The organism is Synechococcus sp. WH 8109 (assembly GCF_000161795.2).
Lineage (GTDB): Bacteria > Cyanobacteriota > Cyanobacteriia > PCC-6307 > Cyanobiaceae > Parasynechococcus.
Genome location: NZ_CP006882.1, coordinates 1,823,997 through 1,844,703, shown reverse-complemented (window position 1 = coordinate 1,844,703; position 20,707 = coordinate 1,823,997). Strand labels below are relative to the sequence as shown.

Sequence of the window (20,707 nt, the reverse complement as noted above, 5' to 3'; positions counted from 1 at the left end):
TCACCACATCCAGGTGCTCGGATCCGGTATGCCGTTGGCGCGTCTGGCCAGTTGCAACCGTCGCGCTTCGCTGGCCAGGCGTTCCTGCAGCAATTCTGCCGAACGATCCGCTGGAGGCCGCACGCGAACCTGGAACGGCAGGCGGGTGATGGTCCAGGTGGCTGTCATGCAGGGTCTGTCATGCAGAGCATCCGTTGTGATCAGAGCTCAAGCCAGGCTTTCACTTTTTCGAGGGCCTTCCAGCCGGGTTTGCGCTCAAGCCCGTCGGCGATCGATTCCTTGAGTTCGCCGGACACCTCTGGGGCCAGAGTCATCACCTGCTGCACTACCTGGATGTGGTCGCGCACGCCTTTGGATTGGGTCTCCAGCAACGCCAGGCTCAGATTGATCCTGGCCTGGGGGTCCTGGCCGTTGAGTCTCACGGCAAAACGTGCCGACCGCAGCGCCTCCTCCGGCTGGTCGCAAAGCAGCTGCAGCCAGGCCAGGCAGGTCCACCCCGCTGATTGGCGGGGAGCGGCTTCAACGATGCGGGCGAAATCAGGCAGCACCTCTTCGGCCGCGGCGCCGGCCTGATATCGGGCCATGGCCTGCTCAAACAGGCTGTCCTGGGAAGTCTCCATCAACAGGGAGAGGGCAGTGATCTCCCCTCAGATTCCCACGTGGCTTCGCTCACACGGCGAAGGAGCTGCCGCAGCCACAGGTCTGGCTGGCGTTGGGGTTGGTGAAGTTGAAGCCACCACCAATCAGAGCAGTGCTGAAGTCAAGCTGCATTCCGTAGATGTAGAGCAGGCTTTTTGGATCACAGATCACCCGGAAGCTCTGACCATCAGCCGCCATGTACTCGTAGGTCTCGTCGTCGTCGAGGGTGTCTGAGGCGGGTACAAAATCCATCGTGTAGCTCATGCCGCTGCAACCCCCGGACCGCACCCCGACGCGCAGCACCTGGTTCACACCCTGTTCGCCACAAAGCTTTGCCAGCTGCTGCATCGCCGGTTCGGTGATCAGGATGCCCTTGCCGTCTTTGGCGGTATGGGCCGGCGCGGTATCGGGGGTGGAAGTCATGGTCAACGCAGGCTCGTGCTCTCACTCTATGAACGCTCATACATAGAGTCGACTTAGTTGACCAGATCTTGTGCGGGTCGCGATCGTTGGTTCCGGCCTCGCCGGTCTTTCCGCTGCAGTGGACCTCGTGGATGCAGGCCATGAGGTGAATCTCTACGAAGCCCGTCCCTTCATGGGCGGCAAGGTGGGCAGCTGGGTGGATGAGGGCGGTAACCACATCGAGATGGGGTTGCACGTCTTCTTCTTCAACTACGCCAACCTCTTTGCTCTGATGCGCAAGGTGGGAGCGTTCGAGAACCTTCTGCCGAAGCAGCACACGCACCTGTTCGTGAACAAGGGGGGCGATTTGCGGGAGCTGGATTTCCGCTTCCCCATAGGCGCACCCTTCAACGGCCTCAAGGCGTTCTTCACCACACCGCAGCTCAGCTGGATCGACAAGCTGCGCAACGCCCTGGCACTGGGTACCAGTCCGATCGTGCGGGGTCTGGTGGATTACGAGGGGGCGATGCGCACCATCCGAGCTCTTGATTCCGTCAGTTTCCAGGATTGGTTTGTGGGCCACGGCGGCAGCCCTGAAAGCATCCGGCGGATGTGGAATCCCATTGCCTACGCCCTGGGCTTCATCGACTGCGAGGCCATCTCCGCCCGCTGCATGCTCACCATCTTCATGATGTTTGCGGCCAAGACGGAAGCCTCCAAGCTCAATCTGCTGAAGGGATCACCCCACCGCTGGCTCACGGGTCCAATCCTCGATTACATCCAGCATCGTGGTGGCAAGTTGCATCTGCGTCACCGGGTGAAGCGGGTGGACTACAGCGAGGGTGAATCCCCTGAGATTACTGGCCTGCAGCTGGGAACGCCCGAAGGAGAAATTCGTGTTGAGGCTGACGCCTATCTGGCCGCCTGTGATGTGCCCGGGATTCAGAAACTGCTGCCCGAGGCCTGGAACCGTTACCCCCAGTTCAAGGCGATTCATCAGTTGGAGGCCGTACCCGTGGCCACCGTTCAGCTCCGCTACGACGGCTGGGTGACCGAGCTGGGAGATGCCCAGGAAGACCAGCGCCGAGATGTGGAGACACCCACAGGGCTTAATAACCTGCTGTACACGGCTGATGCCGATTTCAGCTGTTTTGCCGATCTGGCCCTGGCCAGTCCTGAGGACTACCGCAAGGAGGGAGAGGGCTCCCTGCTCCAATGCGTGCTCACCCCTGGTGATCCCTGGATTCCCAAGTCGGTGGATGAGATCGTGGCCCACACCGACCGACAGGTGCGCGAACTGTTCCCCTCGGCCCGCAACCTCAAGCTCACCTGGAGCAACGTAGTGAAACTGGCTCAGTCGTTGTACCGAGAAGCCCCGGGGATGGAGCCCTACCGCCCGGAGCAGCGCACGCCGATCCGTAATTTCTTCCTGGCCGGCAGTTACACCCGTCAGGATTACATCGATTCGATGGAGGGGGCCACGATGAGCGGTCATCTGGCGGCGGCGGCCATCCTTGATCAGCCGGTGAAGCTGGCCACCAACGCGGCGGTGGCCTGATGGGACGCTGGCTGGAACACACGGTCACCTCCGAGGTGCAGGCTCCGGCCGCCAAGGTCTGGGAGGTCTGGAGTGATCTCGAGGCGATGCCCCGTTGGATGCGCTGGATTGAGTCGGTCACGCCCTTGGAGGATCCCGATCTCACCGATTGGACCCTGGCGGCTCAGGGCTTTCGCTTCAGCTGGAAGGCTCGGATCACCCAGCGGGTTGAAGCCCAACAACTTCACTGGGAATCAGTGGGTGGCCTGCCCACCAAGGGTGCCGTGCGCTTTTATCCCGAAGCCGACGACCGCACTGTGGTCAAGTTGAGCGTGACCTACGAATTGCCGCGGGTCTTGGCACCGCTCATGGAACCCAGCATCCTGGGGGGCATCGTGACCAAGGAGCTCCAGGCGAATCTTGACCGTTTCCGTGACCTGGTGGAAGCAGGCGGCTAAGCATTGGCCTGACCCCTCTGCCTTCGGCTGAGGATGCTTAGGACCCCACGACTGGCCTTGTCCTGACTTGCGTTTTGTTGGTGGGAGATCAGAAACGAGCCATCGTGCCCCCCCCCAACGGCAGTGGTGTGATCTGTGTGGGAGCAGATGGCAGTTTTGGCGCGGATGCTCCGCTGTTGCTGCCGACTGGATGGTCGGTGCTCCAGCATCGATGCGGTGCGCGGTTGTATTCGCTTCGAGCTGAAAGATGAGCCTCAGGATCCCTTCTGTATCGCCTGAGCGCAGGCTTCGGCTAACCCTTCGAGATCGTGGGGGTCGGCCTCCGCATCCACCCGGCCGAAGCATTGGCGGCAGCTGCGGCTGGTCTGGGGGCCGATTGAAACCACCTTCACCCCCTCCAACCGTTCAGCCCAGCCTGGGCCGAAGCGCTGTTCCAGCAGCTGCGCGGTGTGCTCCGCTGTCTTGCCGCTGCTGAAGGCGATGGCATCAACTTCACCTTCCTCCAGGGCGGTCGCTGTTGGCTCCGGCATCGTGGCGGGGCAGCCGGACTCATAGGCCGCCACTTCCACAACCCGCACCCCGGCTTCACCGAAGGCGTCCGCCAGCAGGGTGCGACCACCGCTCTGCACCCGTGGAAGGAGCATCTTGAGACCCCAGCCCGACACCGGGAAGTGATCGATCAAGCTGTCGGCCACGAAGCTAGGAGGCACGAAATCAGCGGCCGCCCCCAGGTCGTCCAGCACCTGCGCCGTTTTGCGGCCCACCGCGGCAATCTTGAGGCTGGCGGGGCGTCTGGCCAGGCAACGACCAAGGCGTTGCAGCCGCTGTTCCACGGCCTGCACTCCATTGGCACTGGAGAACACCAGCCAGTGAAAGCTCTCCAAGTCCTCGAGGGCGTCATCGAGAGGACCCCAGTGGTCGGGTGGTCCGATCACCAGGGCGGGGAGATCCAGCACCGTCGCACCCCGCTGCTCCAGCAGCTGGCGCGCGGCTCCTTGCTGGTCGGCCGCGCGAGTGACGACCACCGTTCGGCTTTGCAAGGCCTGGCTCAAGCGACAGCCTCCCCGTCCAGTTTCACCACCCCCTCCACCCTTTCGCGCAGCTGCTTAGCAGCGTCAGCGTTTCCCTGAGCTTGAAGCAGGTTGATGGCGCGGATGAAGCTGGTACGAGCGGCGTCGATGTTGCCGCCCAATAACTGGGCCACGGCATTGTTCTGATGGCACTCAGCGTTGTTGGGATCCAGGGCGAGGGCGCGCCCGTAGGCCTCCAGGGCCGCGGCGAGGTCGCCTCGCCGGCGTTGCATTAGCCCAAGGTTGTACCAGGCGAGGGCCACTTCCGGTGCCCGGTGGGCGGCGGTTTGGGTGAGGCTGATCGCTTCCTCCAGGTTGCCCTGGTCCATCAATCGAGCTGCCAGGTTGAGGCGGGCTCCAAGACTCACCCGTGTGTTCAGGGGAATCTCGAGGGCTTGCCGATAGCAGTTCACCGCCTTGTCGGGATCACTGGGGGTCAGGGCCAATCCCAGGTGCAGCAGCAGTTCATACCGTTCGGCACCGGCTGAACCGCACTGCTTCAGGCCGTTTTCCAGCAGGGGAATGGCGTCTTCGTTCTTGCCCTCACTGATCAACAGCCCCCCGAGCTTGGCGCTGGCGTAGGGATCACCGGGACGCTCCTGCAGATCAGCTTCCATAGCCTGCCGCAACCGATCGGCCTTGTCGCTGCCCGCCAGCATTTCCGGTCGGTAGCCGTCATGGAGGATTGCCGGCTCACTGCAATCGGCGATGCGCCATTGAGGTTCGGCGTCCAGCACGGTACGAACGCTGTCGTCGATCATCGAGTGGTATGGCCGGCTCCACTCGATCAAGTGGTGGCGGCGGAATAGACGACTGACGCTGGAATAGGGAGCCATGGCAGCCCCTACCTCGTAGCGCAGCAGGTTGATCACCAGCACATCGGGCTGGGCCATCAGGGCTTTGAGTGCGGGGATGGCCTCAGGACGAAGCTGCTCGTCTGCATCCAGCACCAGCACCCAGTCCCCGTTGAGAAACTCCAAGGCCTGGTTTCGGGCTGGGGCGAAGTCACCCGGCCAGGGGATCTGCTCAACCCGGGCTCCAGCAGCTTCGGCGATGGCCACCGTCGCATCGGTGGAGCCCGTGTCCACCACCACCATCTCGTCGGCGAAGCCCTGCACGGAGCGCAGGCACTCCCCGAGACGCGCCTCTTCATCGCGCACGATCATCGAGAGGCTGAGCATGGCCGGCCGGCTTAAGGTTGGCGAGAGGTTAAGTGCGGTTGGCCAGTGCGGTTGGTTGGTGGTGGTCAGTCGGTGAATGCACCGCTGTTGCCCGTCGGCGTCGGGGTGGGGAACAGCGCGGTGAGTACCTGGTGTTGGGCTTCCTGCATCTGGCCGGCGGAATAGGCGGCAGGGCAGCTGCTGGGCAGAATGGGCTTCAGGCTGTCCCAGAGGTAAGGGCTGCCGTAGACCACGACCCCGGCCAGCCGGTTGAGGGCAATCAGTTGCTGGATCGCTGCGGTCCAGGGTTCTTGAGCATCCCGTCCGGCGCGGAAGGGGTTGCCCCGCAGGAACAGCTGAAGGAGCACCGCTCCATCGCCGAGGCGGTCCATCGCCAGGGGCGCGTCCGGTTGGCCGCTCCAGGGCGATAGCCCTTCGCCATGTAGCACTATCGAGCGAAACCCTTGTGCTTCAGGAATGCGCAGGGCCGGGGACCAGCCGCTCAGGGCGGCTGCGCTCGGCACCATGGCATCCACGCGCACCAGGTTGATTCCTGCTTGCGGGAGAAGTTTTGCCTCGCCGACCGTGATGCTGTGACGCACCAGCTCAGCCTCAAGGGCTTGCTCGTCTGCGCTGACGATCGAACCTGAAGCTGCGCTGGTGGGGATCGATGCCAGCGCATGGGACCGGCGCTGCAGGCTCTCGTCCAACCTCGCGAGGCACAGCCTTCCACTGCTGAAACCGTCGCAGAGACCATCGATGGCGGCATCCGCATCCGCCGGCATCAGGATCAGGTCGGCCCCGGCTTCAAAGGCCAGCACAGCTGCTTCGGCGGCGCCGTGCCGTGCGCTGATCGATTCCATCACAAGGGCATCGGTCACCACAAGCCCTTTGAAACCCATCTGGCGCCGCAGCAGATCGGTGAGCACGGCGTTGGAGAGGGTGGCGGGCTGCTGCGGATCCAGTTTCGGCAGCACCAGATGGGCCGTCATCACGCTCTCCACACCGGCGGCAATGGCGGCCCGAAAGGGCGCCAGTTCGATCTGCTCCAGCCGTTCGCGGCTGTGGGGCAGCACCGGCAGGTCCAGATGTGAGTCGTTCGTGGTGTCGCCGTGGCCGGGAAAGTGCTTGGCGCATCCGAGCACCCCCGCTTGCTTCAGCCCCTGCTGGAACGCTACAGCAAGGGCGCTGGCAGTGTTGGGATCTTCGCCCCAGGCCCGCACATTGATCACCGGGTTGGCGGGGTTGTTGTTGACGTCGCACACCGGCCCCAGCACCCAGTTCAGGCCACAGCGGCGGGCCTGTTCGCCGGTGCAGCGGCCATAGCGCTCACTCAAATCCAGGGCCAACTCTGGCTCCCGCTGGTGGAGTCGCCCGAGGGCCAGGGGCGGCACCAGCCAGCTGGCCCCTTCGAAGCGCTGGCCAACGCCCTCTTCAACGTCCGCGCAGACCAGCAACCGCTGCTCACTCCAGCCCTGAAGTTGCTGGATGCGTTGTTGCAGCTCAACAGCGCTGCCCCCCAGCAGGATCACGCCACCAACACCTTCCCGCAGCAGGCGCTGCAGTTCGCTGTTTGGAAGCTCCCACTGCAGGTAGCGACGCTGCTGGTCGCTCAGATGACCACTGGCCCGCACCACCAGCAGTTCCGCTACCTGGCGCCGCAGGTTGTTAGCCGGCCGGCTGTTCATCGCTGCCTAGCTCTTCATCGCTGCCCGGTGGAATCTCGCCCCGCTGCTGCCGTTCGTCTTCGAGGCGATTCAGCAGGCCCAGCACGGAGGTGCCGCGTTCCAGACCCCGATCCAGCTGGAACACCACTTCGGGGGCGCGTCGCATCTGCAGCCGCCGCCCCAGTTCTCCCCGCAGGAATCCGCTGGCGGCCTCAAGTCCCTCGAGCACCTGGTCGCGCTCCTGGGCTTCTCCAAACACACTCACGAAGATCTTGCAGTGCTGCAGATCGCCTGACACCTCCACTTCGGTGATGCTCACCATGCCCTGGTGCACCCGTTCATCACGGATGCCGTTGATCATCAGCTGACTGACTTCTTTGCGGATCAGGGCGGCCACCCGCTCCACTCGACGCCCCTGTGCCATCACGCCATCGGTGCTGAATTCACCATGGCACGCAGCACCAAGGTGAGGCTGATTCCACCGCTGATCAAGGCGCCGATCAAGGCCACGGCCGTGACGGGATTGCTCCGGCGTGCTGCCAGGGGTTCGGCGACGGAGTTCATTACCCCGAGGGTGAAGGCGATCAAGTAACGGGGGTAACGGGAGACGTTGAGAAAAAACTCTCTCATATTCAGTTATTGCAGCGTGTTTGGGGCGGTTTGAAGGGCTTAGACAATTCTTGGGCAGAGACCGAGGCTTCGACACAGATCGCGTCGTACCGGTTTTGAGCAAGAAGTGGCCTGAGGCAGGAGTTTATTCGTCTCAAAAAACCGTGCGGGAGTTTGCTCGAAACTTCAAAGCTTCCAGTGTTGGCGATGCTTTGAGCGGCTTATTGGACATGGTCTGGCAAAAGGCTTGGACATGCCTCCCTCGACGTTTTGATATGACCTGCAATAAGTTGGTACGTATGTACTAAGTGCGAGTCATGGGAGGTGGGCTTCATCCAGGACCCGGCCACCAAAGAAACCAAGCGGTTCCATCGGGACGAGAAGAGCTGGGTCAGAGGCCCGAAGGTCTTTGTCGACACGGGGATACCGATACCGGGAGAACCAACACTCCTCAAGACGCGTGTGCACCTACGTCGGGACGCTGCAGAGCAGCCCTGGAAGGAGTTGCATCGCGTTGGCTGGCAACAGGTGGAGCCTTGTTGGGGAGCGTCTGCTGAACCGTAGACGGACGCACCGCTATGGGGGCTTTGCGTCTCTCCGCTCCGTCAAACGGACTCAGAAATTTTCGGCGGATTCGCAGAGGATCACATCGTCATGGAATAGTAAGCTCTCTAATTATTGATTAGTGAAGGAGCGTACGAGTTACATAAGGTACGACTACTCTCTGTATAGGAAGGGAGTGGAACATGGGCTCGTTTATGAGAATTCAAGTTCATCAGTCCGGGCGATAAATACATGGAGGACAAGTCTTGGCGAGAACCATTTCTACTTTGAGTATGAGGTCTATCATCCCGACTTATTTAGATGGATTGAACATTATGCCAATATGTGGGGCTAGTTTGAATTGAATAATAATGGACTTGATATGGATAAAACCACCATTAGCTCTTTTACTGTTTCTAATGAGTGGGGCACGATGTCCACTACTCTCGATACCCATTTAAGCTGCTCGGATATTTAGCAAGATGTTTCTATCGCATACAATTCAAACACCTCGATTAATGGCTCTAATTATGGCGATATTCTTTATGGCGAAAATGGAGATGATGTCATAAGAGGTGGTGGAGGCAACGATACAATTATTGGAGGAAATGGGCAAGATAGAGTGGTGTATGGTGAACACAAAGGTAGATATTCAATAGGGCTATCTTCAAGCTATCAACTAACCATTAGCGATAATCTGTTCTCAGAGGGTGTTGATCAAATCACAGGCATAGAAATAGTTGAATTTGGGGGGCTTTCATGCGACGTCGAAGCCTTGCGCTACGAAGCACTTTTTAACGCATCTGCGCAGGTGTCTAACCGTGTAAGTCGTTTATTCAATCAACCCTCTGGAAAGCACCTCTTCTCTGCGAATCAAAATGAAATTGATTACTTGACTGGTGGCGGATATGGATGGGTCAATGAGGGAACATCATATTTAACCCCATCGGCACCAACTGCCGAGGTGTATCGGTTCTTGGTCGGCGATCAGAATCGACATTTCTATACAGCTAATCAAAATCAACGTGATTATATAAAATCAACTATGTCCAATTTTATATACGAAGGAGTTGCCTATAGCGTTTACAGCACTGAAGATCATCCTGCCAATGCTGTCGCAGTTGTCCGTTATTACAACTCGTCCCTCAACAGTCATGTCTACTCTGCAAGTGCTTACGAGCAGTATGTACTGAATCAAGATCCCCTTCGGACAAACGAAGGAACTGCTTGGTATGGAGAAGCAGCTTTTTGATTCAAGAATTCACTAATGACTTAGGTTAACTGCATGGAAGATAAACCACTTTCACCAAAATGGTTCATTCAAGTCATGGCTTTGCTTGCTGTTGCTGGGATGACGATTCCATTGGTTGCAGGAGTCGCTGGGTTCATCAAGGATGAGTTGAGGATACCTGCTGCTGTTGAGCAAGGTGGCTACCTCATCTGACATACTTACCGCCATCAGTGATGTTCTTTGCTTACAAGGTGTGGTCTTATTAGGGAATGTGGTCAGAATCATGGAAAACCCATCTAAGAACTGACCAAATGAAGCGCGCAATTGCACTTGGGATAATTTCTTTGTTTGTGTCTGCTTGCAGTCCGAATAAACTCACTGAGCCTGGAGTAACTTCAGGGAAGCCTGTAATTAATGAGATTTTCAAGGCGTCTAAAACGCTTGAGGGAACTTTTCTCAAATATCCTGATGGCAAAGCCGAGATGCGTCTTTATCGAGTTGAAATTCCAGTTGGTGGAAAGATTCCGCTGCACAAGCATCCAGCTCCAATGATGGTTTATGTGCAAGGAGTGAACTCTGGCTCATTGAGGAATACTCGAGTAATGTCCGATGGAAGCGAAATCAAAACTACTTTCAAGCCCGGCCAAGCCTTTTTAAAAGGAGTTGATACGCCTCATTACAGTGAGAACGTTGGCAACAAGCCGACTATCCTTTGGGTTACAGTAGCCTCTGTAGAAGACATTCCAACAACAGTTTTCCTCGACTGAATTAACTGTTATGGCCTGTTTGAATACTGGCTCAACCCAGAATTAATTCCTATCAGATTTCAGTTGCCAGCTATCCTCAAGCGGCGATACGCTGCTCAATAGGTGTGAAGTCCCATCCAATAGGGGACTCAATTGGATTCAGTTTTTTGTGCTCTTCGTACAGATCTTCTATCTCTTTGCATGCCGAGCAGTAAGCAGACCATCCAGCCATTCGGCGTGGATTAGCTCGCCCGCGCCGGTCAATCGCTCGGTCAACAGTAACTCCTTCTGTTTCGGCTTGTTCAAATGCGCTTAGCAATGGAATTTGTGCGTCGAGAACCTTGATGTCGAATCCTTCAAGATATTCTTTGGCATTTATAGCGGCAGATTCTTTGCGTGAGTCAACTTTTACAAGAAGTGCTGCATACGGGATTTTGTATTTGTTTATTGTCTGCGCCATCTCAATTGTTAATTCAATTGACCTGCTTTGTGTAGTGGTAGGTAGCAAAATAAAGTCGGCACCTTCTACCAAATTTTTCATCTCTTCTTCGTTGGTGCTTGCTTGTCCGTCTGTAACAACTACCTCTGCTGATCGAGTGGCTTTTGCTGCTGCTTCAATCGGCACAATTGGGCAGGGCAAGAGCCCTCTGGCCCCGTAGGCAGTGGCTGATCTGTTGCGGTCTGCATCTACCAGGACGACCCGTTTTTGCTGATTGCTCCAGCTTGCTGCTATGTGAACGCTGCTACATGTTTTGGCAACACCACCTTTCTGGCCAAAAACAGTGATGAACATTAGGCATCAGCTTATGAATTATTTCTACTGTCGCGTTTTTTCCCTGTAAGGCAAGCCCTGGGTAGTTAGTTGTCACTTCCACCCGGTCAGTGTCACCCAGCTGCGGGTCACCCATTGTTATTGGGCTAGCTGCTCAAGTAATACCCATAATTTGAGCAAGCCACTCGGCAGGAAATCCTGAAAGGCGGTGATCCGGAGCATTGAGCGAGGGGTGCTAGACCGCGAGATGCGGGAACACATCACCAAGCTGCGTCAGCAGATGGCCCAGCTGGCGCAGGGTCGTCCGATCGAGGTTTAGAAGGATTTGAAGGTGCACCCTTCAACAAGATCTCCGTCAACAGTGACAGCCTCAGTTTCCCGATCGATATTGTAGTGCGGCGTTTCTCAGTCAATCGGATTTGCGTAGGTGAAACATCAATCAGATCAAGCGTCCGAAGTGGTCCATTCATCACCCGAAGCAACGCTTGAGGCAGCTCTGGGTTGATAACGACCGAGTAGGTCCACTTTCCTTTCCAGGGGCAAGTCATCTTGAAAGCCCTGTTGGACATGAGGTCATGTGCGCCGCTACATGATTCGGGCGTCACGGCCGGCAGGAGGAGCAGGAGCTTTCTCATGCACAAAGTGGCAGCGATCACTGGTTGCCCACTTTCGGTATGGCTACGCCTACCGCGGTCATGTTCGTTACGGGCTAGGTAGACCGCTTGCTGAAAGGTTGTCTTCAGAAAACTCCCGCATGGTTCCGGCGTGCATGCAAATCCGCTGGCTACTCTGCCGAGCCCATGGCTGTTTTGGACATGTTGGAGCTGCATCAATTCCGCCATTCCGCGTTTTGCCTCAAAGTGAGGATGGTGCTGCAGGCCAAGGGGCTGAGTTTCCGCACCGTCGAGGTGCCCCCCGGTGTCGGCCAGGTGGCCGTGTTCCGGCTGTCCGGCCAACGGCAGGTCCCAGTATTGGTGGATGGGGATCAAGTCATTGCCGACTCCAGCGCCATTGCGCTGCACCTGGATCAGCGAGAGCCTGACCCTGCCCTGATTCCCGCCGATCCGCGCCAGGCCGCCCAGGTGCATCTGCTGGAGGACTGGGCCGACACCACCCTGGCCATGGCGGGCCGCTCATCTCTGGTGCAGGCCGCGGCACTGGACCCCGAGCTGCGGGTGGCCCTGCTGCCCGACGATCTGCCCGACCCCGTGCGTTCGGTGATGGGTGTGATCCCTGGCGGTTGGGTCAGCAACATCACTGAACTGGTCAACCAGAAGGAGCGCACCGAGCTGCTGGCCAGCCTGGAGCAGCTGGCCACATCTGTGCAGACCAGCCCATGGTTGGTGGGCGACGGCATGACCCTGGCTGACATCGCCATTGCCGCTCAGTTGTCGCTGCTTCGCTTCCCCTCCTCTGCGGGTTCGGCCTTGGCCGGTAAGGGCGTGCCTGGGTTGAGCGATCACCCCAAACTGCAGCCTCTGTTCCAGTGGCGCGACCAAATCGAACTTAAATTGATGGAGCGGACCCTGGAAGAGGTGTGAAGCGCAATTGGTAGTGGTGCTGGGCGATAGCCTGATCCCGCAGGCTCTCGCCCGGTGAGGGGTAGCGCCCTTGCCATTGCTCAGCGCAAATGTCCTCGCCGCAGCGGTTGTAGCGGCTCAGGGTTTCGATCCGGCTCAGCCGCGGCGGCCCGGGCGCATGCAGGATCTGCAGCACCAATTCATCTGCCAGGAAGGTGTCTGTGCTCGGGCTCTCCTGGCGACGGCCCGTCACCGTGGTCTCGAGATAGAGATCTCCCTTGAGTCGGGCAATCTGGCGGTTGGCGGAGTCGGGGTCTTCTTCCACCTTCAGCAGCTGCTCGCCAAGCAGGGCACGACCGATGGCCGTGGCATTGAAGACGCGATCGCCGACCAGTCGACCGCGCCGGTCGGCTTGAAATCGTGCTTGATGCAGCAGCGGTGGATCGTCTGGGGCATCGAGATCAATGCTTTCCACTTGCCACAGCCCGGCAAACCAGTAGGGGTAAATCAGGTCGTCGCGATTTGAGGGCCGCGGCAACGGTGCCGGGAGGCTCCAGTCGGGCCAGCTGTTCAACCGCTGCTCAAGACCTGTCTGAGCCCAGGCGGGGCCGCCACTGAGCAGGATGGTAATGCCGATGAGAAGTATCCATACCCGCCGTTCCATGTCTGATCCCCTGATCCGTGCCCTTGATGACTATGTGGTGCTGGAGCCTGGCAAGCCGGAGCAGTTGCTCAGCGCTGCCGACACGTTGACATGGCTGAGCGGTTGGTTGGGCAGCCTCGATCAGTTGCCGGCCGACCTGGCAGATCAACCAGATGTTGACTCAGCGGCGCAGCGGTTGATCGATACAGCCTGTGATTTGGAGATCAGCCCCGGGGTGACATTGCAGTGGTTTGCGGTGCGGTTGGAGCCGCCCACCGCTTGAGATTCAGTCGGTTCGGCGTTGGGTCGGATCCTTCAGGAGACTTGGCACCAGTTGCAGGATTCCTTCGGCCACGGCCTCTGGGGTTTCGTCGTTGATCACCACCGTCAGATCGGCCTCGGCGTAGAGGGGACGACGCTCGTTCAACAGCGCTTTCAGAGCCGCCTCTGGATCGGCAGTTTGCAGTAACGGGCGCACGGTGCTGTCAGCGTTCAGTCGCTGCAGCAACTGATCGGGCACCACATCGAGCCAGATCACGATGCCGCTGTGCAGCATTCCCCAGTTCTCCGGCTGGGTCACCACACCGCCACCTGTGGCTACCACCAGCGAGTGGCGCTGACTGATCGCACTGAGCACCTGGCTTTCCAGGCTGCGGAAGCCCGCTTCGCCATCCCGATCAAAGATTTCCGGGATGCTGCAGCCCGCCGCCTGTTCGATTACGGCATCGGCATCCACAAAGCCGTAGCCCAGGCGTTCGGCCAGGGGGCGGCCCGTGCTCGTCTTGCCGCTGCCCATCATTCCCACCAGATAGATGCTGCGCCCGGCAAGACGCTCCTTGAGGGTGGGGGTGGAATCCGCCATGACTCGGAAACGTCAATAGCTCATTAGGATGCCTCGCGGCCGGAACGTCACATGACTGAAACGAAGTCACCAGCACGGCACGGCCAAGGTCGTGGTTGTGTTATCACCAGGAGGGCCTGTTTCAGTGCCAGCCATCGCTATTGGCTGCCAGAACTGTCTGTCGATGACAATGCCGCCCGTTTCGGGCCCTGCGCTTTGGCTCCTGGCCACGGGCACAACTACGAGCTGATTGTCTCCATGGCTGGCGGTCTGGACGCCGACGGCATGGTGCTCAACCTTTCGGAGGTGAAGCACGCCATCCGCAATGAGGTGACTGGTCAGCTCGATTTCCGCTTCCTCAATGAGGCCTGGCCGGAATTTGACGTTGCCACCCCTCAAGGTTGCCTCCCCACCACTGAGGCCCTGGTGCGGGTGATCTGGCAACGCCTCAGCCCCCATCTGCCGATCACGGCGCTGCGCCTCTACGAACAACCGGGCCTTTGGGCCGACTATCTCGGACATCCCATGGACGCCTTCCTCACCATCCGCACTCACTTCGCCGCCGCTCACCGACTGGCCCGCCCGGAACTCACTCAGGAAGAGAACGAAGCGATCTACGGCAAGTGCGCACGTCCCCATGGCCATGGCCACAACTACCTGGTGGACGTGACCGTGCGCGGTCAGATCGATCCCCGCACCGGCATGGTCTGTGACCTTTCTGCCTTGCAGCGCCTGGTTGATGATCTGGTGGTCGAGCCCTTCGACCACACTTTCCTCAACAAGGACGTGCCCTTCTTCGAGGAGTGCGTGCCCACGGCTGAGAACATCGCCCTGCACATCGCTGATCGTCTTTCCAGCCCGATCAAGGCCATCGGCGCCAGCTTGCACAAGGTGCGATTGCAGGAGAGCCCAAACAATGCGGCCGAGGTTTATGCCGAAGCACCGCAGCTGGAGATGTCCCCAGCTGCTCTTGATGCCGTGGCTGCCGTCTGATCGACGGCTTGATGCTCCAACGCCCCACCCCATCACGCCCTTTCGTGCGGTTGGTGCTGGCCATCAGCCTTGATGGTCGCTTGGCGCCGCCTGTAGGGGGTGCTGCCCAGCTGGGGGGTGAGGGTGACCGTCGTGCCCTGGAGCATGCGCTCGCTTGGGGGGATGCCTGCTTGATCGGTGCTGGAACCCTGCGGGCCCATCAGTGCACCTGCTTGATCCGTAGCCCTCAGCTGCTTGAGCGACGCCGAAGCGAGGGGCGAGCCGAGCAGCCGGCCGCTGTGGTGGTGAGCCGATCCCCCGACTTCTCAAGCGCTTGGCGGTTTTTTGATCAGCCGCTTCAACGTTGGCTGCTGGCTCCTGAACCTGTGGATCAAGGTTTTGATCGTTGGTTCCCTTTGGCTCCAACCTGGCCGGAGCGGCTCAAGGTGCTTGGAGCGGCTGGGATTCAGCGTCTGGTGCTTCTGGGTGGTGCCCAGCTCAGCGCTGATCTGTTGCAAGCCGATTGCGTCGATGCGCTCCAGCTCACCTTGGTGCCCCAGCTCCTGGGCGGCCGCTTCTGTTGGTTGCCTTGCACCGATGCGCCGTTGCCAGCTGCCTTGGCGCAACCGGGTGCTTGGCAGTCCGATGGCGCTGAGGACCTCGGGGACGGTGAGTGGCTTGTTCGCTACCGACGGATCCGATCTGGTTAAGGTCGACCCACAAGGGCCTAAAGCACCGTCGACATGACGTCACTCACGGCTCGCTGGCATCGCTCCATCAACGAAATACCGGAGCAGCAGTGGAACAGCCTGGTGGGAGACGCCGCGATCCCCTTCTACCGCTGGAGTTGGCTGGAGTCCTTGGAAAGCTCCGGAAGCATCATTCCCGAGCAGGGCTGGCAGCCCCTGCATCTGGCCCTCTGGCGTGATGACATCCTGATTGCGGTGGCTCCGCTTTTCCTCAAGGGCCACAGCTATGGCGAGTTTGTGTTCGACCAGACCTTTGCCCGTCTGGCGGCGGATCTGGGGCTGCGCTACTACCCCAAGCTTCTAGGCATGAGTCCGGTCAGCCCAGTGCTGGGCTACCGCTTCCATGTGCGATCTGGAGAAGATGAAGCTCTGCTCACCCGGGAGTTGCTGCGGGCGATCGATCGCTTCTGCGAACAGAACGGCATCCTCAGCTGCAATTTCCTCTACGTGGATCCGCAGTGGCGGCCCCTGGCGGAGGCCGCCGGCTGTGCCGCCTGGCTGAACCAGCAGAGCCTGTGGAGCCGCGGCGACGACCAGACGTTTGAGGATTACCTCAAGGGTTTCAATGCCAACCAGCGCCGCAACATCAAGCGGGAACGCAAGGCTGTGGCCAAGGCCGGGATCACCGTGACACCCCTCAGCGGCGCTCAGCTGGATCTGCCGCTGTTGCAATCCATGCATCGTTTCTACGAGCAGCACTGTGCTCGCTGGGGACCGTGGGGTAGCAAGTATCTGGAAGAGGGCTTTTTTGAAGCGTTGGCACGTCTGCACCGCGACCAGCTGGTGCTTTTTTCTGCCCACCGAGGTGACCCGCGCGATCCGGTGGCGATGTCGATGTGCGTGCAGGACGGCCGACAGCTCTGGGGCCGCTACTGGGGCAGCCACGAGGAGATCGATTGTCTTCACTTCGAAGTCTGTTACTACGCTCCGATCGAATGGGCCCTGGCCAACGGCATCGTCAGCTTTGACCCTGGAGCCGGTGGCAGCCACAAGCGCCGGCGAGGCTTTGTGGCCTGTCCCCACGCCAGCCTGCACCGCTGGTATCAGCCCCAGATGGATCAGTTGATCCGCGCCTGGTTGCCCAAGGTGAATGGCTTGATGCTGGAGGAGATCGAGGCCATCAATGCGGAGCTGCCCTTCAAAGCAGAACCTCCGGCCTTGGTTTTGTAGGTTGAAGCCATGACCACAACCCCGGAAGCACCGGCATCCACTGCTTCTGCGATGGATGCTCTTGATCAGCGCCTGTCCCAGCGGTTCATCGCTCTGGATCCCAGTGGCTATTTCTTGATCAAACTGGATCGTGATGCGGCCGAATTGGTGCTTGAGCACTACGGCAACACCATTGATGACAAGGGTTTGGCCCGAAATTCCGAGACAGGTGAGTTGTTGCGCTGCGACGGGGGCAATGCTCCTCGGCGCCCTTCAACGGTTTACCGCGGCAGTACGGCCAAACAGCTGGGCATCCAGCTCACGGAAGGGGAAGCCCCACACCCGGTCAGTCGGCTGGACCATGCCCTTTATTTGGGGCGGGAGTTGCAGAAGGCTGAGCAGTGCCTGCGTGACGGCACGGTCTATGTGCAGGACTGAGGATCAGGCCGCTGCAGTTCTTCGGCTGCTGTGGGTTCTTCGGGGGGCAGTGATTCCAGCTGTTCGCGGATTTCCGGCTGAACGATCGAGCGGTATTCGAGGAAGTGCTCGTTGTGGGCCAGCACCGATAGGAACTGTTCAAACAGGGCAGGATTGTTGCGTGCCATGCCTAGCAGGTAACGCCAGAAACGGGTGTGGGTGTTGCGCTTGATGCCCTGCCGCCATACCACGATGCTCAGCGCCTTGAGATCCACCAGAAAGATCGAGCGACGCCAGCCCAGGCCGTGCAGATAGCAGTTCTGCCACCAACTGCTCGGGGGTCTTGGTGTGGGGCTTGCGGCCGTAGAGGACGGTGATGTCGCAGAACTCGCAGTTAAGAGGGCAGCCCCGCGAGAACAGCATGCTCATCGAGTCGTAGGCCTCGAGTTGCAGCAGGTCGAAGCGTGGAATTGGGGTGGCGGTGACGTCTGGCTTGTCTCCCTCGGCGGTGAAGCGAACAGGGGTCTCCCCCCGTGCCATGGCATCCAGGAACATCGCCAGGGTGATTTCCCGTCATCAAGGATCTTGAAATTCGCCAGATCCAGTTCCGGTGCATCCTGTGTGGAGCTCGCGAAGGGGGCCACCCACGGCCACAGGAAGGCCTCTCTGCTTGGCCTTGCTTATCTGCAAAGCCATGTCGTCCTTACTCCAAAAGGTCTTCGGGAACTCGGGATAAACGAAAAGCGTGCCAATGGCGTCGGGCGTTGGTGGATGAACGTCCGGTCAGCCCGATTGGAGATACCTATCAATCGGTATCAGCTATTCACAAACCCTAAGCGCAATGGCCTGAACTCAGGCCGGTGTCTGATCTAATAGTGGTCACCTCCGTACTTGCACATGGGCGTCGGCATCTATCTCGGCCTGGTTGGTTCCGGTCTGGTGACGGCTTTTGTGCTCACCAAGCTGCTGAAGGGAATCAAGCTCATCTGAGCGGCTCTAACGTCTTCCCTCCTCGCTTTCGTATCCAAAGCACAGCCACAGCAGCGCTGAGGCTACCCGTGATTGCGAAAGCCGTGGAGAGATTGGTGAACATCACCATCAGGGCAACGATCAATCCACTGAGCCCGCCACCGCCGAGGAAGGCGATCTGGCTGAGCCCAGCCATCCGGCCTCGCATTACCTGTGGTGAGCCGATCTGACTGATCAGGTTGCAGCTGCTCAACAGTCCGGCTGTGCCGGCGCCTATCAGAAAGGCCATGGCCAGACTGAACACAGGCCCTGGAGTGCGGGCCATTCCCAGCTGGGCCACTGCGGTAATCAAGCCAAAACCCCCGAGAGTGAGGAAAGGGCGCCGGCAGAAACGCTGGCTGTTGCGTTGCAGCACCAGCCCGCCCACGATGCTCCCGCCCGCCAGCACGCTTGTGAACAGCCCCAGATCCGTGGGATTCGGTCCCAGTTGATCGAAGGCGATCAACGGGGCCAGTCCCGGGTGATAGAACCCGATCAGACACAGCACAGCGGTGAAGCTGAGCACCCCTTGAAGGGTGCTACCGCAGTGGCGCCAGGCGTTTAGCAGGCTGGCGTCTTGACCGATGCTGCTGCGCACTTCCCGATCCCGATTCGGGTTGAGCAAGAACATCACACTGGTGATTGGCAGCAGATAGCTGGCCGCATCAATGCCCAGGGCCCAGGCCGGGCTAGTGGCCGCCAGCAACAACCCGCCGATCGGCGGGCCTACCAGTTTGCCCACGTTGAAGACCACCGAAAAGCTGGTGAGGTAGCCCGCCAGCTGTTCCGGCCGCTCCACCAGGATCGAGCAGTATTTGTTGCGTGCCGTTAATTCATAGGCACCGGCGATGCCCACCAAAAGTGTGCTGCAGAGCAGCAGCAGCACCTGGGCTGTGCCCTCCAACAGGGGAATCGCTAGGGCCCCCAGGCCAGAGGCAGTCAGCAGTGCCCATTGCGCGTGCACCAGCACCCGCTCACAGCCCACCCGGTCGGTACGCACCCCTGCTGGACCACTCACCAGCAAGCTTGGAAGTGAAAGAGCGGCGAAGTTCAACGCCAGCACGAAGGGGTCCACGCCTCCCTTCATCAGAATCCAGCCCTTGGCGGTGATGCCGGCAAAAGAACCCGCAGTGCTCACGCCGGAGGCGATCAGAAAAAGCTGGCGTTGCTGCTCGGCCCGCAGTTTATGAAGGATCAACCCTGGCGTTTCGCTGCGGCCACCATGGCGCGGGCACCAACAATCCTCCCGCTGAGGTCGTAGATGTCAGCCCCGGTGATCTCCACCGGCACCAGGCTGCCCGGCGCGGCCTGTTGATCATCGGCGCCGGGTTGCACCCGCACTTCACCATCCACTTCGGGCGCAAAGCGGGCGCATCGCCCGATCATCTCGCCGGTTTGCGGGTTGTGTTGTTCGATCAGCACGTCAACAGTGCGCCCCACCCAGCGGCTGTTGCGTTCCTCCGAAATGGGTTGTTGCAGGGCCATTAGGGCATCCTTGCGGGCTTGGGCCACCTCGGGATCGACGCGATCGGGCAGTTCCGCCGCTGCTGTGCCGTCCTCCGGAGAGAAGGTGAATACCCCAACATGATCGAAGCGTTGGCGCTCGAGGAAGCCCATCAGGTGCTGGAAGTGCTCCTCTGTTTCGCCAGGGAACCCCACGATCAACGTGGTGCGCAGCACTGCATCGGGGAGTTGGTCGCGGATCTGATCCAGCAGGCGGTCGTTCACATCCGCCTGCCAGGGGCGGTTCATCGCCCGCAGCACCTCCGGATGGCTGTGCTGCAACGGCAGATCCAGATAAGGCACCACATTGGGCACCTCCCGGTAGGCCGCCAGCACGTCTGGGGTCAGCCCGGTGGGATAGGCGTAGTGCACCCGGATCCAGGGGATCTCTACGTCGCCGAGGGCTCGCAGCAGTTCTGCCAGCTTGGGTTTGCCGTAGAGGTCAAGGCCGTAGTTGGTGGTGATTTGGCTGATCAGGATCAGCTCCTGCACCCCCTGTTCCGCCAGTTGGTGGGCCTCGGCCACGATTGATTCGATCGGTCGACTGCGCTGATCCCCTCGCAGTTTCGGAATGATGCAGAAGGCGCAGCGGTAGTCGCAGCCTTCGGCCACCTTGAGGAAGGCCACCGCCTGGTCGGTGGTGCGTTGGCGTGGCAGGTGTTCGTCACCCACAAAGGTGGGAACGGCGCTGACCTGGTTGACCCGCTCCCCCGCTTCCACCCGCTGCAACACATCCACTATGTGCTGGTAGTCGCCGGTCCCCACGATGGCTTTGGCCTCGGGGATCGACTCCAGCAACTCCTCCTGGAAATGTTGGGCCAGGCATCCCGCGATGATCAATTCCTTGCCCTGTTCCGCCAGTCCCACCAGGGTGCGCACCGATTCTTCGCGGGCGTCCTGGATGAAGCTGCAGGTGTTCACCACCACCACGGCGGCATCCCGTTCATCGGTGCTGACGCCATAACCCGCTTCTGCCAGCAGCCCCACCATGTGTTCGGTGTCCACCCGATTCTTCTCGCAGCCCAGGTGGGCAAAGGCGACCGTCGGTTTCGTCGGGGTGCTGGTCATCAC

Annotated in this window: 26 protein-coding genes and 2 pseudogenes; 14 read left to right on the top strand and 14 right to left on the bottom strand. The window is 59.7% G+C overall.

The features are described 5' to 3' along the window. The 3 genes from Syncc8109_RS12715 to Syncc8109_RS09970 are packed head-to-tail and all read right to left on the bottom strand — an operon-like array spanning position 1 to position 1,062. Positions 1-168 (bottom strand): hypothetical protein, encoded by a 168-nt coding sequence (locus tag Syncc8109_RS12715; protein WP_006850483.1) that lies wholly within the window; start codon positions 166-168, stop codon positions 1-3. Between the two features lie 32 nt (positions 169-200). Beyond that, positions 201-620, bottom strand: coding sequence for a hypothetical protein (locus Syncc8109_RS09975; protein ID WP_025362538.1), 420 nt, complete (start codon positions 618-620; stop codon positions 201-203). Positions 621-669: 49 nt separating this feature from the next. Beyond that, on the bottom strand, positions 670-1,062 hold the full coding sequence (locus Syncc8109_RS09970) for an iron-sulfur cluster assembly accessory protein (RefSeq protein WP_025362537.1): 393 nt from the start codon (positions 1,060-1,062) through the stop codon (positions 670-672). A gap of 70 nt (positions 1,063-1,132) precedes the next feature. Here Syncc8109_RS09970 and zds point away from each other — a divergent pair, with 70 nt between their 5' ends. Continuing rightward, a complete protein-coding gene (zds, locus tag Syncc8109_RS09965; protein WP_006851412.1) occupies positions 1,133-2,599 on the top strand; it encodes a 9,9'-di-cis-zeta-carotene desaturase in 1,467 nt (488 codons plus the stop codon). Further along, positions 2,599-3,036, top strand: coding sequence for an SRPBCC family protein (locus tag Syncc8109_RS09960; protein ID WP_006851029.1), 438 nt, complete (start codon positions 2,599-2,601; stop codon positions 3,034-3,036). Before zds ends, Syncc8109_RS09960 begins: the two co-directional genes overlap by 1 nt. A gap of 254 nt (positions 3,037-3,290) precedes the next feature. On the opposite strand, the gene Syncc8109_RS09955 is transcribed toward Syncc8109_RS09960, so the two are convergent. The 5 genes from Syncc8109_RS09955 to Syncc8109_RS09935 all read right to left on the bottom strand — a co-directional run bounded on the left by Syncc8109_RS09955 (position 3,291) and on the right by Syncc8109_RS09935 (position 7,563). Then, a complete protein-coding gene (locus tag Syncc8109_RS09955; RefSeq protein WP_006850608.1) occupies positions 3,291-4,088 on the bottom strand; it encodes a uroporphyrinogen-III synthase in 798 nt (265 codons plus the stop codon). Then, entirely contained in the window at positions 4,085-5,287 is a 1,203-nt protein-coding gene (locus Syncc8109_RS09950) for a glycosyltransferase family 2 protein (protein WP_006852011.1), read from the bottom strand. The genes Syncc8109_RS09955 and Syncc8109_RS09950 overlap by 4 nt, the downstream gene beginning before the upstream one ends. A 65-nt stretch (positions 5,288-5,352) precedes the next feature. Then, positions 5,353-6,954 (bottom strand): glycoside hydrolase family 3 N-terminal domain-containing protein, encoded by a 1,602-nt coding sequence (locus Syncc8109_RS09945; protein ID WP_006851664.1) that lies wholly within the window; start codon positions 6,952-6,954, stop codon positions 5,353-5,355. Then, positions 6,935-7,357 (bottom strand): 30S ribosome-binding factor RbfA, encoded by a 423-nt coding sequence (gene rbfA, locus Syncc8109_RS09940; protein WP_006850924.1) that lies wholly within the window; start codon positions 7,355-7,357, stop codon positions 6,935-6,937. Before rbfA ends, Syncc8109_RS09945 begins: the two co-directional genes overlap by 20 nt. Then, positions 7,357-7,563, bottom strand: coding sequence for a DUF751 family protein (locus Syncc8109_RS09935; RefSeq protein ID WP_006850467.1), 207 nt, complete (start codon positions 7,561-7,563; stop codon positions 7,357-7,359). Before Syncc8109_RS09935 ends, rbfA begins: the two co-directional genes overlap by 1 nt. Positions 7,564-7,866: 303 nt before the next feature. On the opposite strand from Syncc8109_RS09935, the gene Syncc8109_RS09930 reads away from it, so the two are divergent. From Syncc8109_RS09930 to Syncc8109_RS11945, 5 genes and pseudogenes are all read left to right on the top strand, one after another. Next, positions 7,867-8,106, top strand: coding sequence for a DUF1651 domain-containing protein (locus Syncc8109_RS09930; RefSeq protein WP_006849731.1), 240 nt, complete (start codon positions 7,867-7,869; stop codon positions 8,104-8,106). A 469-nt stretch (positions 8,107-8,575) separates the two neighbouring features. After that, positions 8,576-8,662: pseudogene (locus Syncc8109_RS13205) on the top strand (hypothetical protein); the annotation flags it as partial. Positions 8,663-8,710: 48 nt separating this feature from the next. Then, the gene (locus Syncc8109_RS12980) at positions 8,711-9,337 is read left to right on the top strand and encodes a hypothetical protein (protein WP_006852018.1); all 627 of its coding nucleotides are present in this window, start codon (positions 8,711-8,713) and stop codon (positions 9,335-9,337) included. Between the two features lie 33 nt (positions 9,338-9,370). After that, positions 9,371-9,529 (top strand): hypothetical protein, encoded by a 159-nt coding sequence (locus Syncc8109_RS12425; protein WP_156915529.1) that lies wholly within the window; start codon positions 9,371-9,373, stop codon positions 9,527-9,529. 98 nt (positions 9,530-9,627) lie between these two features. Next, a complete protein-coding gene (locus Syncc8109_RS11945; protein ID WP_071823089.1) occupies positions 9,628-10,083 on the top strand; it encodes a cupin domain-containing protein in 456 nt (151 codons plus the stop codon). Between the two features lie 76 nt (positions 10,084-10,159). On the opposite strand, the gene Syncc8109_RS09925 is transcribed toward Syncc8109_RS11945, so the two are convergent. Further along, positions 10,160-10,855, bottom strand: coding sequence for a ParA family protein (locus tag Syncc8109_RS09925; RefSeq protein ID WP_006851242.1), 696 nt, complete (start codon positions 10,853-10,855; stop codon positions 10,160-10,162). 794 nt (positions 10,856-11,649) lie between these two features. Here Syncc8109_RS09925 and Syncc8109_RS09920 point away from each other — a divergent pair. Further along, on the top strand, positions 11,650-12,375 hold the full coding sequence (locus tag Syncc8109_RS09920; protein WP_006850084.1) for a glutathione S-transferase family protein: 726 nt from the start codon (positions 11,650-11,652) through the stop codon (positions 12,373-12,375). Here Syncc8109_RS09920 and Syncc8109_RS09915 read toward each other — a convergent pair. Then, positions 12,341-13,018 carry a DUF6816 family protein gene (locus tag Syncc8109_RS09915; protein ID WP_006850877.1) on the bottom strand — a complete coding sequence of 226 codons (678 nt, stop codon included), beginning with the start codon at positions 13,016-13,018 and terminating at the stop codon, positions 12,341-12,343. The two genes, Syncc8109_RS09920 and Syncc8109_RS09915, sit on opposite strands and share 35 nt — an antisense overlap. Here Syncc8109_RS09915 and Syncc8109_RS09910 point away from each other — a divergent pair. Then, entirely contained in the window at positions 13,017-13,280 is a 264-nt protein-coding gene (locus tag Syncc8109_RS09910) for a chlororespiratory reduction protein 7 (RefSeq protein ID WP_025362536.1), read from the top strand. The genes Syncc8109_RS09915 and Syncc8109_RS09910 overlap by 2 nt on opposite strands. A 3-nt stretch (positions 13,281-13,283) precedes the next feature. On the opposite strand, the gene Syncc8109_RS09905 is transcribed toward Syncc8109_RS09910, so the two are convergent. Beyond that, entirely contained in the window at positions 13,284-13,859 is a 576-nt protein-coding gene (locus Syncc8109_RS09905; RefSeq protein WP_006850409.1) for a shikimate kinase, read from the bottom strand. Positions 13,860-13,910: 51 nt separating this feature from the next. Between Syncc8109_RS09905 and Syncc8109_RS09900 the strand changes: the two genes are divergently transcribed. Genes Syncc8109_RS09900 through Syncc8109_RS09885 form a run of 4 tightly spaced genes read left to right on the top strand, consistent with a single transcriptional unit; the run spans position 13,911 to position 17,146 of the window. Further along, positions 13,911-14,831 carry a 6-carboxytetrahydropterin synthase gene (locus tag Syncc8109_RS09900; protein ID WP_025362535.1) on the top strand — a complete coding sequence of 307 codons (921 nt, stop codon included), beginning with the start codon at positions 13,911-13,913 and terminating at the stop codon, positions 14,829-14,831. Positions 14,832-14,842: 11 nt separating this feature from the next. Then, on the top strand, positions 14,843-15,520 hold the full coding sequence (locus Syncc8109_RS09895; protein WP_006851894.1) for a RibD family protein: 678 nt from the start codon (positions 14,843-14,845) through the stop codon (positions 15,518-15,520). Between the two features lie 33 nt (positions 15,521-15,553). After that, complete coding sequence (locus Syncc8109_RS09890; protein ID WP_006851334.1) at positions 15,554-16,729, top strand: GNAT family N-acetyltransferase; 1,176 nt, start codon at positions 15,554-15,556, stop codon at positions 16,727-16,729. 9 nt (positions 16,730-16,738) lie between these two features. Beyond that, the gene (locus Syncc8109_RS09885; protein ID WP_025362534.1) at positions 16,739-17,146 is read left to right on the top strand and encodes a DUF4346 domain-containing protein; all 408 of its coding nucleotides are present in this window, start codon (positions 16,739-16,741) and stop codon (positions 17,144-17,146) included. On the opposite strand, the pseudogene Syncc8109_RS12080 reads toward Syncc8109_RS09885, so the two are convergent. Further along, positions 17,131-17,821 (bottom strand): annotated as a pseudogene (locus Syncc8109_RS12080) (B12-binding domain-containing radical SAM protein). The gene Syncc8109_RS09885 and the pseudogene Syncc8109_RS12080 sit on opposite strands and share 16 nt — an antisense overlap. Positions 17,822-18,022: 201 nt before the next feature. On the opposite strand from Syncc8109_RS12080, the gene Syncc8109_RS09875 reads away from it, so the two are divergent. Next, positions 18,023-18,115 carry a hypothetical protein gene (locus Syncc8109_RS09875; protein ID WP_011365270.1) on the top strand — a complete coding sequence of 31 codons (93 nt, stop codon included), beginning with the start codon at positions 18,023-18,025 and terminating at the stop codon, positions 18,113-18,115. Here the strand turns inward: Syncc8109_RS09875 and Syncc8109_RS09870 are convergent. Continuing rightward, complete coding sequence (locus Syncc8109_RS09870; protein ID WP_006850259.1) at positions 18,108-19,331, bottom strand: MFS transporter; 1,224 nt, start codon at positions 19,329-19,331, stop codon at positions 18,108-18,110. The two genes, Syncc8109_RS09875 and Syncc8109_RS09870, sit on opposite strands and share 8 nt — an antisense overlap. Further along, entirely contained in the window at positions 19,328-20,704 is a 1,377-nt protein-coding gene (rimO, locus tag Syncc8109_RS09865) for a 30S ribosomal protein S12 methylthiotransferase RimO (protein WP_006851391.1), read from the bottom strand. Before rimO ends, Syncc8109_RS09870 begins: the two co-directional genes overlap by 4 nt. Between the last annotated feature and the right edge of the window lie 3 nt (positions 20,705-20,707).